This window comes from Paracoccus zeaxanthinifaciens ATCC 21588 (assembly GCF_000420145.1).
In the GTDB taxonomy this organism is placed as follows: Bacteria; Pseudomonadota; Alphaproteobacteria; order Rhodobacterales; family Rhodobacteraceae; genus Paracoccus; species Paracoccus zeaxanthinifaciens.
The window spans coordinates 54,546-66,089 of sequence record NZ_ATUJ01000003.1 but is presented as its reverse complement, the minus strand read 5'-3'; the positions used below and the strand labels follow the sequence as shown (position 1 = coordinate 66,089).

Here is an 11,544-nt window from a genome sequence, read left to right as displayed (position 1 = left end):
GCCGGAAGGATGCGGGATCAGAGATGGAGGCCGCATTCGCGGGTGGTGCCGAAGAAGCGCGTTTCCTCTTCGGTCATGCCGTCTTCCAGCCGCCTGGTGGTGTGGATGTCGCCCACGCTGACATAACCCTCGTCCCACAGGGGGTGATAGGGCAGATCATGCTGGCGCAGATAGCGGTGAACGTCGCGGTTGGTCCAGTCGATGATGGGATTGACCTTGATGCGCCCGTCCTGCAGCTCGACCACGGGACGGTTCGCGCGGCTTTGCGACTGGCTGCGGCGCAGGCCGGTGAACCAGGTGTTCACGCCCAGCTCCTCCAGCGCGCGCTGCATCGGTTCGACCTTGTTGATCGTGTTGTACTTGCGGATGCCTTCCTCGCCCTGTTCCCACAGGGCGCCGAAGCGGGTCTCCTGCCAGGCGGGGCTCATCTCGGCGCGGTAGATGTGCAGGTTCAGCTGCAGCCGGTTCGTCAGCTCGTCAATGAAGCGGTAGGTTTCCGGGAACAGGTAACCGGTATCCATCAGCAGCACCGGGATGTCGGGCCGGAAGCTGGTCATGAGGTGAAGCATGACCGCCGACTGAACGCCGAAGCTGGACGAGACGACATGGGTGCCCGGCAGATGCCGCAGCGCCCATTCGACCCGTTCCTGCGGCGAGCGTTCGGCAAGCGCCGCGTTCGCCTCGTCCACCAGCGCCTCGGGGCGCATGGTGCCGGCATCAGGAATGTTGCGTTCAGCCATCATCGTCTTTGCCTCCGGTTACGGCCGTGGATCAGGCGTGGAAGTCGGTCACGGACACCTTGACCTCGGGGACGACACCCTTGCGGATGACGAAATCGCCGAAGCCCTCGTCCTCGTTGCGCTCGGCCGCCCATTGGCCGATCAGCGTGTCCAGCTCGGCCAGGATCACCTCGGCCGAGACGTTTTCCAGGTGCAGCTTGGGGATGCGGGTGCCCACGCGGTTGCCGCCCAGGTACAGGTTGTACTTGCCCGGGCCCTTGCCCACGAGACCGGCCTCGGCCAGCATCGCGCGACCACAGCCGTTCGGGCAGCCGACGACGCGCAGGATCAGGTGGTCCTGACCGATGCCGTGCTTCTGCAGCAGACCCTCGACGTTCTCGACCAGCTCGGGCAGGAAACGCTCGGCCTCGGCCATGGCAAGGGGGCAGGTCGGCAGCGCGACGCAGGCCATCGAGTTCTTCAGCTGCGGCGTCATCAGGTCGTCGATCAGGCCGTGCTCGCGGGCGATGCGCTCGATCTCGGCCTTCTGATCCGCGGGGACGCCCGCGACGACCAGGTTCTGGTTCGCCGTCATGCGGAAGTCACCCTGGTGGATCTCGGCGATCTTGCGCAGGCCGGTCTTCAGCGGACGGCCCGGGTAATCGAGGATGCGGCCCGACAGGATGTACAGCGTCAGGTGATGCTTGCCGTCGACGCCCTCGACCCAGCCGAAGCGGTCGCCGCGGGAGGTGAATTCATAGGGACGCGAGGGGCCGAACTTGACGCCCGCGCGCTTCTCGACCTCGGCCTTGAAGGTGTCAGTGCCGACGCGGTCCAGCGTGTATTTCGTCTTGGCGTTCTTGCGGTTGACGCGGTTGCCCCAGTCGCGCTGCACGGTCACGACATGCTCGGCCACGGCCAGCGTGTGCTCCAGCGGGATGAAGCCGAAATCGTCGGCCTTGCGCGGATAGGTGGCCGTGTCGCCATGGGTCATCGCCAGGCCGCCGCCGACCAGCACGTTCCAGCCGATCAGCTTGCCGTTCTCGGCGATGGCAACGAAGTTCAGATCGTTGGCGTGGACGTCCACTTCGTTGTTGGGCGGGATGCTGACGGTCGTCTTGAACTTGCGCGGCAGGTAGGTGTTGCCGAGGATCGGCTCCTCGGTGGTCTTCACCTTCTCGCCGTCCAGCCAGATCTCGGCATAGGCGCGGGTCTTGGGCAGCAGGTGCTCCGAGATGCGCTTGGACCATTCATAGGCTTCCTGGTGCAGCTCGCTCTCGACCGGGTTGGTGGTGCACAGCACGTTGCGGTTCACGTCGCCCGCGGTCGCGATGCTGTCGATGCCGGCGCTGGCCAGCGTCTGGTGCATGTTCTTGATGTTCGGCTTCAGCACGCCGTGGAACTGGAAGGTCTGGCGCGTGGTCAGACGGACCGAGCCATAGATCGTGTGATCGGCCGCGAACTTCTCCACGATCAGCCACTGCTCGGGGGTGATGATCCCGCCGGGCATGCGCGCGCGCAGCATGACGTTGTGCAGCGGCTCCAGCTTCTGCTGGGCGCGTTCGGGGCGGATGTCGCGGTCGTCCTGCTGATACATGCCGTGGAAGCGGATCAGCTGGAAATTGTCGGCAGTGAAGCCGCCGGTGATGCGGTCCTGCAGGTCCTCGGTGATCGTGCCGCGCAGGAAGTCGCTCTCGCGCTTCAGGCGCTCGTTGTCGGCAAGCTTGCCTTCGACGATCAGGTTCGGGTTCGCGGTGTTGTCCAGCATGGCTATCGGCTTCTCTGCACGGGCTTTGGAGGGGCGGACCGGGCGGCGGATCGTGCCGCCCGGAACATCAGGGTCACGCAGGCAGCTTGGCCTTGCGCAGATAGGGAAGGACCTTGTCGAAGCTGCCGAACTTGGCGGTCGCGTCCTCGTCGCTGACCGATGCCGGGATGATGACATCCTGGCCCAGCTGCCAGTCGGCGGGGGTGGCCACGCCCTTGGCGGTCGAGGTCTGCAGACCGTCCAGCGCGCGGACGATTTCGGCGAAGTTGCGGCCGACCGTCATCGGATAGGTCATGGACAGCTTCAGCTTCTTGTCCGGGCCGATGATGAAGACCGAACGCACGGTCGCGCTGTCGGCGGGGGTGCGGCCATCGGGCAGATAGGCTTCGGCGGGCAGCATGTCGAAGGCCTTGGACACTTCCAGCCCGTCATCGGCGATGATGGGGAAGCCCGCGGCGGCACCGCCATAGCTCTCGATGTCGCCCTTCCACTTCTTGTGGTCCTCGACGCCGTCGACCGAGACGCCGATCACCTTGGTGCCGCGCTTGTCCCATTCGTCGGCCAGGCGCGCGACGGCGCTGAACTCGGTGGTGCAGACGGGGGTGAAGTCCTTGGGGTGGCTGAACAGGATGGCCCAGCTGTCGCCGATCCAGTCATGCAGGGCAAAGGTCCCCTGGTCGGTGGTGACCGTCAGGTTCGGGATGGTGTCGTTCAGACGCAGTGCCATAATTGCGGTTCCTTCTTGACCTGTCTGCTTCGTGGTCGTCCGGCCGGATGGCCCGGCGGATCACTCCTTGCTGCGCTATAGATCGGATCGTGCCGCGCCTGCGCAACGGGGGCGCCGGAAGAAAAGGAAAGGCTTGGCGCTGTCGTTCCACGGACAGAACGGACGTTCCTCGGATCGGGCGGAAGGCGGAAGGTTGTTTTTCGCATTCTGCCCATGCGGCGGGCAGCCGGAAGAACCTTCCCCCGAAACGCGGATTCGGTGGTCATGCCGCAGTGCCGAAAGGGCGCAGGCGCTTGTCAGCGCTCGCGGCACGGGATCAGGCTGGGCGCAATCTTGGTCCCGGCGGGTGGATGATGACGACGATAGCGCTGATCAACCCGAATTCGAACACCGCGACCACGGCGCGGATGGTGGCGCTGGCGCAGGCCGCGGTGCCGGGGGCCAGCATCACGGGGCATACCGCGACCCGCGCGCCCGGGATGATCCTGACCGAGGGCGAGCTGATCGCCGCCGCCCCCGAGGTCGAGCGGATCGGCCGTGCGCTGCGGGGGGTGGACGGGGTGATCGTCTCGGCCTTCGGGGATCCGGGCGCGGATGCGCTGGCCGCGGCGCTGCCGGTGCCGGTGACGGGGCTGGCGCAGGCCAGCTTTGCCGCCGCCGCGCGTCACGGGCGGTTCGGCGTGGCCACGACGACGCCCGCGCTGGTCGCGGCGATCGACGCGCGGGCCGCGCAGCTCGGGCATGGGGACCGCTTCGTGGGCACCTTCACCGCAGGCGATGTCGATCCGCGTCTGCTGATGGACGACCCGGACCGCCTGATCGATACGCTGGTGCGCGCCGTGCGGATGGCCGTTGCGCGCGGGGCCGATGCCGTCTGCATCGGCGGCGGCCCCCTGTCGGGGCTGGCCGACCGGATCGCGCTGAAGGTGCCGCTGATCGACGCGGTGACCGCTGCGGCCCTTGATATGAAGCGACAAATCCAGTCCCGCGCGACCTGACCCTGCGTCAAAACGGGGCAATCTGTATACATCATGCGTGCACATCGCGCAGTTCGGAAAATCCGCCCATTTTCGCGCCAATTGGCCGTGCAAGCGCGCGGCGCGTCCGGAAACATGCGGGGGAAGCCATGACGGGCCGGTCGGTCCGAAACAAGGAGATCCACGTTGCTGAACTTCCGTAAGACGCTTTCCGCACTGGCGCTGTCGGTGGCCTTCATGGGGGCGCATGGTGCGCTGGCCGAAGGCACGCTGCGCATCGGCATGACCGCCGCCGACATCCCGCTGACGACCGGCCAGACCGACCAGGGCGGCGAGGGGATGCGCTTCATGGGCTATACGGTCTATGACGCGCTGATCAACTGGGACCTGTCCAGCGCGGACAAGCCCTCGGAGCTGGTGCCCGGCCTTGCGACCGAATGGACCACCGACCCCGAGGATCGCACCAAGTGGACGCTGAAGCTGCGCGAGGGCGTCAAGTTCCACGACGGCAGCGACTTCACCGCCGAGGACGTGGTCTGGAACCTCGACAAGCTGCTGGTCGAGGATTCCGAGCAATACGACCCGCGCCAGTCCGCGCAGGGCAAGTCGCGCATCCCGGCCATCGCCAGCTATCGCGCCGTGGACGATCACACGCTGGAGATCGTGACCAAGGAACCCGATGCCACGCTGCCCTATCAGCTGGCCTGGATCATGGTGTCGTCCCGCGCCAACTGGGAGGCGCTGGACAAGGACTGGGAAAAGGTCGCGGCCAGCCCCTCGGGAACGGGTCCGTGGAAGCTGGAGGCCTTCGTGCCGCGCGAGCGCGCCGAACTGGTCCCCAACCCCGATTACTGGGACGCCGAGCGCGTGCCCGAACTGGACAAGATCGTCCTGATCCCGCTGCCCGAGCCGAACGCCCGTTCCGCGGCGCTGCTGTCGGGGCAGGTGGACTGGATCGAGGCGCCCGCGCCCGACACCATCCCCGCGATGGAGGGGAACGGCTTCGTCATCTCGTCGAACGCCTATCCGCATAACTGGACCTGGCACCTGTCGCGGCTTGAGGATTCCCCCTGGAACGACATCCGCGTCCGCAAGGCCGCGAACCTGGCCATCGACCGCGAAGGCATGGGTGCGCTGCTGGGCGGGCTGATGATCCCGGCCGAGGGCTTCCTGCCGCCCGGTTCGGCATGGTTCGGCGAACCCGAGTTCAAGCCGACCTACGACCTGGAGGCCGCGCAGGCCCTGATGACCGAAGCCGGCTACGGTCCCGACAATCGTTTGTCGGTCAAGGCGCTGATCTCTCCTTCGGGGTCGGGTCAGATGCTGCCGCTGCCGATGAACGAATATATCCAGCAGTCGCTGGCCGAGGCCTGGATCGATGTCGAGTTCATGGTCGTGGAATGGAACCAGATGATCAACCTGTGGCGCGCAGGTGCCGAGGACCCGTCGGTCGAGGGGTCGCAGTCGATCAACTTCACCTATTTCATCCAGGATCCCTTCACCGGCCTGATCCGTCACCTGGATTGCAACCTGATCGCGCCCAACGGCACCAATTGGGGCCATTACTGCGACGACGAGATGCAGTCCCTGTTCGAGGAGATCAAGACCACCTTCGATCCCGAGGAGCAGGTGAAGGTGCTGCAGCGCACCCACGAGAAATACGTGGACGACGCGCTGTTCCTGATGGTCACGCACGATGTCGCACCGCGCGCCATGGCGCCCAAGGTGAAGGGCTTCGTGCAGGCCCAGAACTGGTACCAGGACTTCTCGTCGATCACGATCGAGGAGTGAGCTGAAACCGGCGGCGCCCTTCGCGGGGTGCCGCCATCAGCCAGGAACGTCACGTGCTCAGCTATTTCCTACGACGCCTCATCCTTGTGCTGCCGGTCGCCTTCGGGGTCTCGGTGGTGTGCTTCATGCTGGTCCAGATCGCGCCGGGCGATCCGTTGACCGCGATCATGCCGGTGGATGCCACCGCGGAACAGCAGGCCGCGATGCGCGCGGCCTACGGTTTGGACAAGCCCGTCCCCGTGCAATACCTCATCTGGATCGCGAACCTGCTGCAGGGCGACATGGGCCGCTCCATCGCCACCGGACGCCCCGTCGCGGCCGAGGTCTTCGGCGCGGTCGGCAATTCGCTGCTGCTGGCCTTCTCGGCGGCGATCATCGCCTTTCCCATCGGCACCTTCCTGGGCTTCCTGGCCGGGTATTTCCGCGACACGGTCCTGGACCGCGCGGTCACGGCCATCTCGATCGCGGGGGTGTCCGTGCCGAACTACTGGTTGGGGATCGTCCTGGTCATCATCTTCTCGGTCAACCTGGGCTGGCTGCCCTCGATGGGCGCGGGACCGGGCGGCTCGCAGGACTGGCACTGGGACTGGACCCATATCCGCCACCTGATCCTGCCCGCCGTGACGCTGGCCGTGGTGCCCATCGGCATCGTCGCCCGGACCGTGCGTGCGCTGGCGGGTGACATCCTGTCGATGGATTTCGTCCAGGCGCTCTATGCCAAGGGGATGAGCAGGGGCGACGTGCTGCGCCATGTCGCGCGCAACGCCGCCGCGACCGCGCTGTCGGTCATGGGCCTTCAGCTTGGCTACCTTCTGGGCGGGTCGATCCTGATCGAGACCGTCTTCAACTGGCCCGGATCGGGCTTCCTTCTGTCGAACGCGATCTTCCAGCGCGACCTTCCGCTGCTGCAGGGCACGATCCTCATCCTTGCGATGTTCTTCGTGGCCATGAACCTGATCGTCGACGTGGCGCAGGCCGCCATCGACCCCCGCATCAAGAGGAGCTGAGCCATGGCGCAGGTCGAAGCGGAACTGCAACCGCAAGCCGAAGCCGCGCCAAAGCCGCAGGGCTACTGGTCTGGCGTTCTGGGCAGGCTGGCAGGCGACAAGGTGGCGATGGCCTGCCTGATCGTGATCGCGCTGCTGATCCTGTCGGCGGTCTTCGCCCCCTGGCTGGGGCTGGCCGATCCCTATCGCGGGTCGATGATCGCCCGCCTGAAGCCCATCGGCACCGAGGGGCACATCCTGGGCGCCGACGAACAGGGCCGCGACATGCTGGCCCGCCTGATCTATGGCGGCAGGCTGACCCTGTTCATCGGGCTGATGCCGGTGGTCTTCGCCTTCTTCATCGGCAGCGCGCTGGGCATTGCCGCGGGCTATGTCGGCGGGCTGACGAACACCATCATCATGCGCGTGGTGGACGTGTTCTTCGCCTTCCCCTCGGTCCTGCTGGCCATCGCCATTTCCGGCGCGCTGGGGGCGGGGATCACGAACAGCCTCGTGTCGCTGACGATCGTCTTCATCCCGCCCGTGACCCGCGTGGCCGAGGCCGTGACCTCGGGGGTGCGCAGCCTCGACTATATCGACGCGGCGCGGGCGTCGGGGGCAGGGGCGCTGACGGTGATCCGCGTCCATGTCATCGGCAACGTGCTGTCGCCGATCTTCGTCTATGCGACCTCGCTGACCTCGGTCTGCATGATCCTTGCGGCGGGCCTGTCCTTCCTGGGCATCGGCGTGCGCCCGCCCGAACCCGAATGGGGCCTGATGCTGAACACGCTGCGGGCCGCAATCTATGTCGATCCGTGGCTGGCAGCCCTGCCCGGTGTGATGATCTTCGCCACCTCGCTCTGCCTCAACCTGCTGAGCGATGGCCTGAGGAGTGCAATGAATGTCCGCGACTGATACCGCCCGAAGCACCGCCCCGCTGCTGAGCGTGCGCGAACTGAAGAAGCACTTTCCCATCCATGGCGGCATCCTGGGACGACAGCAGGCGGTGGTGCAGGCCGTGGACGGCGTCAGCTTCGAGGTCGCCGCGGGCGAGACCCTGGGCATCGTCGGCGAATCCGGCTGCGGCAAGTCCACGACCGCCAAGCTGCTGATCGGCCTGACCCAGATGGACGAGGGCGACATCGTCCTGGACGGCAGGCGCCTTGGCCCGGACATGTCGCTCAAGGCGCTGCGGCGCGACATCCAGATGGTGTTCCAGGACAGCTATGCCTCGCTTAACCCGCGCATGACCATCGGCGACAGCGTGGCCTTCGGCGCACGGGTGCAGGGCCTGGACGATCCGCAGGGCCGTGCGCGGCGGCTGATGGCGCGGGTGGGGCTGGACCCCGACCGCTTTGCCGGACGCTATCCGCACGAATTGTCGGGCGGGCAGCGTCAGCGCGTCAACATCGCGCGCGCGCTTGCCATGTCGCCCAAGGTCGTCGTCCTGGACGAGGCCGTCAGCGCGCTGGACAAGTCGGTCGAGGCGCAGGTCCTGAACCTGCTGGCCGACCTGCGCGAGGAATTCGGGCTGACCTACATCTTCATCAGCCACGACCTGAACGTCGTGCGCTACATCTCGGACCGCATCCTGGTGATGTATCTGGGCGAGGTGGTCGAGGTCGCGCCCGTGGACGACATCTGGAACGCGCCGGCGCATCCCTATACGCGGTCGCTGTTCTCGGCCATGCCGTCGATGGACCCCGACAACCGCACGACCAAGCCGCCGCTGTCGGGCGATCCGCCGAACCCGATCGACCCGCCGTCGGGGTGCCGCTTCCACACGCGCTGCCCGATGGCCTCCGAGGTGTGCAAGCGCAAGCATCCGGTGCTGGGGCGCATGGGGCAGGGGTCCCCGCATTGGGTGGCCTGCCACCTGCACGATCCGGCCTCGGGGCATCCCAAGGCAGCCGAGGGGGCAAGCGTATGACCGATCCCATCCTGCAGATCGACAACCTCAACGTCCGCTTCAACGGCAAGCGCACCGTCCACGCGATCAACGACCTGTCGCTGAAGCTGATGCCGGGCGAGACCCTGGCCCTTCTGGGCGAGAGCGGTTCCGGCAAGAGCGTCACGCTGAAGACGCTGCTGCGCCTGCTGCCCGAAAGGCGGACGGGGCTGGACGGCAGCATCGCCTTCGACGGCACCGACATCATGACCCTGTCGGGCAAGCGTCTGCGGTCCTATCGCGGGGGCGACGTGTCGATGGTGTTCCAGGAACCCGCGCTGGCGCTGGACCCTGTCTATACCGTGGGCGACCAGATCGCCGAGGCCGTGATGCGCCACAAGGGCGTGGACAAGTCCGAGGCGATGGCCACGGCGCTGGACATGCTGACCCGCGTGCGGATCCCGTCGCCCGAGCGGCGGCTGAAGAACTATCCCCACGAATTGTCGGGGGGGATGCGGCAGCGCGTGATGATCGCGCTGGCGCTGGCCTGCCGCCCCCGGCTGCTGCTGGCGGACGAGCCCACGACCGCGCTGGATGCGACCGTGCAGATCCAGATCCTGCTGCTGCTGCGCGAATTGCAGCGCGAATTCGGGATGGCCGTGATCTTCGTGACCCACGATATCGGCGTCGCGGTCGAGATCTCGGAACGGATCGCCGTGATGTATGCCGGCCAGATCGTCGAGGAGGGCACCACCCGCGAGGTCATCGCCGACCCCCAGCACCCCTATACCCAAGGGTTGCTGGCCGCGAACCTGCACGACGTGGCGAAGGGCACGCGGCTGGACGCGATCCCCGGTGCGCCTCCGTCATTGGAGACGCGGCCGGATGCCTGTTCCTTCGCCCCGCGCTGCCCGCTGGCGCTGCCCGCCTGCCGTGCGGAACTGCCGCCCGTGAAGACGCCCGGACCCCGTCGGCGCGTCGCCTGCCTGCGTGCGGGCCAACCCATCGCGGCGGAATAAGGGGATGCTGCTTTCGGAAGACCCCTATCGCGCCTTCATGCCCTATCCCCCCGTCGCGGTGCCCAATGCGCCGGGCGGGCCGCTGGCGGGGCTGACCCTTGCGGTCAAGGACATCTTCGACGTGGCCGGATACCGGACGGGATGCGGTTGCCCCACGCGGCTGGCGGCCAGCCCGGTGGCCGAGGCGACGGCCCCCTCGGTCCAGCGCCTGCTGGACGCGGGCGCGCGCTTCGTCGGCAAGACCCATACGGACGAGCTGGCCTGGTCGATGTACGGCATGAACGCGCATTTCGGCACACCGGTGAACCCCGCCGCGCCCGACCGCATCCCGGGGGGATCGTCCTCGGGGTCGGCGGCGGCGGTCGCGGGCGGGCTGGCCGATATCGCCATCGGGTCCGATACCGGCGGATCGGTGCGCGCGCCCGCCAGCTTCTGCGGGATCTGGGGGCTGCGACCGACGCATGGGCGCGTGTCGCTGGAGGGCGCGATGGCGCTGGCCCCCAGCTTCGACACCTGCGGCGTCTTCGCCCGCGACGGGGCCACGCTGGCCCGCGCGGTCGATGCGCTGATGGACGACGATCCGCTGCCGCTGGACGACCCCGAATACCTGCTGGCCGAGGACATGGCAGCCGAGCTGGCCCCGCCCGCCCGCGCGATCCTGAGCGATTTCGCCCAAGGCTTCTATCCGCGCGACGTGCAGGTCTTTCCCGAAGGCGTCGATGCCGCCCACGCGGTCTTCCTGGGCGCCATGACCGCCGACTGCAAGGAAGCGATCCTGCCCTTCATCCGCGCGTCCGGCATGCCGCTGGTGCGCGGGATCGACGGTCGCGCCACCGCAGCCGAGGCCATGCCCGCCGACAGGATCGAGATCGCGCGTGCCGCAAGGCGCGACTATGCCGCGCATGTCGCGGGCGTTCTGGGGCGCCGGGGCGTCATCATCGCCCCGGCCTCGCATGACGTTGCCTTCCGGCTGGATGCCCCGGTCGAGGTGTTCGACACTTATCGCCACGGAGCGCAGCGCCTGCTGTGCGTCGCCGGGATGGCGGGACTGCCGCAGGTGGTCCTTCCGGCCGGCCGGATCGAGGGGGCGCCCTTCGGGCTGTCGCTGATCGGTCCGCGTGGATCCGACCGTTCGCTGGTCGCGTTGGCCTGCCGAATGCAAGAAACCAAGGGGAGGGTTCCGGCATGACCGATTGTCCGATCGAAACGAAACTGCACGAGATAGGCCTTGCGCTGCCCACGACGGCGCCCGCGCGGGCGCTGTTCCTGCCGGGCAAGATCAGCGGCAACATGCTGTATCTGTCGGGGCAGATCTGCGAGTGGGAGGGCGAGCCGCTGTATTTCGGCCCCGTCAGCTGGGGTTTCGACATCGCCGAGGGGCAGGCCGCCGCGCGGATGTGTGCGCTGAACCTGCTGTGGTCCATCAAGGAGGTCGCGGGGTCCCTGTCGCGGGTGTCGCAGATCGTGCGGGTGGGCGGCTTCGTCGCGGCACCGGCGGGTTACGGCGACGGTCCGTTCATCGTGAACGGTGCCTCGCAGCTGTTCATCGACCTGTGGGGCGATGCGGGGCAGCATGCGCGCACGGCGGTGAACGTGGCCTCGTTGCCCGCGAACGCGCTGGTCGAGGTCGAGGCCATCGTCGAGCTGAAGGATTGAGGGAAGGGCGCCC

The 11,544-nt window shown here is 67.3% G+C and carries 11 protein-coding genes; 8 read left to right on the top strand and 3 right to left on the bottom strand.

Annotated elements, in window-relative coordinates; genetic code table 11:
- Positions 1 to 17: 17 nt before the first annotated feature.
- The 3 genes from F804_RS0103640 to F804_RS0103630 all read right to left on the bottom strand — a co-directional run bounded on the left by F804_RS0103640 (position 18) and on the right by F804_RS0103630 (position 3,214).
- Positions 18 to 740, bottom strand: a complete 723-nt coding sequence (locus F804_RS0103640; RefSeq protein ID WP_245540305.1) for a phosphoadenylyl-sulfate reductase — start codon at positions 738 to 740, stop codon at positions 18 to 20.
- 31 nt (positions 741 to 771) lie between these two features.
- Positions 772 to 2,487 carry an assimilatory sulfite reductase (NADPH) hemoprotein subunit gene (gene cysI / locus F804_RS0103635; protein WP_022706387.1) on the bottom strand — a complete coding sequence of 572 codons (1,716 nt, stop codon included), beginning with the start codon at positions 2,485 to 2,487 and terminating at the stop codon, positions 772 to 774.
- 73 nt (positions 2,488 to 2,560) lie between these two features.
- The gene (locus F804_RS0103630) at positions 2,561 to 3,214 is read right to left on the bottom strand and encodes a peroxiredoxin (RefSeq protein WP_022706386.1); all 654 of its coding nucleotides are present in this window, start codon (positions 3,212 to 3,214) and stop codon (positions 2,561 to 2,563) included.
- 353 nt (positions 3,215 to 3,567) lie between these two features.
- On the opposite strand from F804_RS0103630, the gene F804_RS0103625 reads away from it, so the two are divergent.
- The 8 genes from F804_RS0103625 to F804_RS0103590 all read left to right on the top strand — a co-directional run bounded on the left by F804_RS0103625 (position 3,568) and on the right by F804_RS0103590 (position 11,531).
- Positions 3,568 to 4,212, top strand: a complete 645-nt coding sequence (locus tag F804_RS0103625) for an aspartate/glutamate racemase family protein (protein ID WP_040595693.1) — start codon at positions 3,568 to 3,570, stop codon at positions 4,210 to 4,212.
- Between the two features lie 165 nt (positions 4,213 to 4,377).
- Positions 4,378 to 5,982 (top strand): ABC transporter substrate-binding protein, encoded by a 1,605-nt coding sequence (locus tag F804_RS0103620; RefSeq protein WP_022706384.1) that lies wholly within the window; start codon positions 4,378 to 4,380, stop codon positions 5,980 to 5,982.
- Positions 5,983 to 6,035: 53 nt separating this feature from the next.
- Positions 6,036 to 6,989, top strand: coding sequence for an ABC transporter permease (locus F804_RS0103615; RefSeq protein WP_022706383.1), 954 nt, complete (start codon positions 6,036 to 6,038; stop codon positions 6,987 to 6,989).
- A 3-nt stretch (positions 6,990 to 6,992) separates the two neighbouring features.
- The gene (locus tag F804_RS0103610; RefSeq protein ID WP_022706382.1) at positions 6,993 to 7,883 is read left to right on the top strand and encodes an ABC transporter permease; all 891 of its coding nucleotides are present in this window, start codon (positions 6,993 to 6,995) and stop codon (positions 7,881 to 7,883) included.
- Entirely contained in the window at positions 7,870 to 8,898 is a 1,029-nt protein-coding gene (locus F804_RS0103605) for an ABC transporter ATP-binding protein (RefSeq protein WP_022706381.1), read from the top strand. The genes F804_RS0103610 and F804_RS0103605 overlap by 14 nt, the downstream gene beginning before the upstream one ends.
- Positions 8,895 to 9,875 carry an ABC transporter ATP-binding protein gene (locus F804_RS0103600; protein WP_022706380.1) on the top strand — a complete coding sequence of 327 codons (981 nt, stop codon included), beginning with the start codon at positions 8,895 to 8,897 and terminating at the stop codon, positions 9,873 to 9,875. The genes F804_RS0103605 and F804_RS0103600 overlap by 4 nt, the downstream gene beginning before the upstream one ends.
- 4 nt (positions 9,876 to 9,879) lie before the next feature.
- Positions 9,880 to 11,064: an amidase gene (locus F804_RS0103595; RefSeq protein ID WP_022706379.1), complete on the top strand. Its 1,185-nt coding sequence runs from the start codon at positions 9,880 to 9,882 to the stop codon at positions 11,062 to 11,064.
- Complete coding sequence (locus F804_RS0103590) at positions 11,061 to 11,531, top strand: RidA family protein (RefSeq protein ID WP_022706378.1); 471 nt, start codon at positions 11,061 to 11,063, stop codon at positions 11,529 to 11,531. Before F804_RS0103595 ends, F804_RS0103590 begins: the two co-directional genes overlap by 4 nt.
- Positions 11,532 to 11,544: the final 13 nt, after the last annotated feature.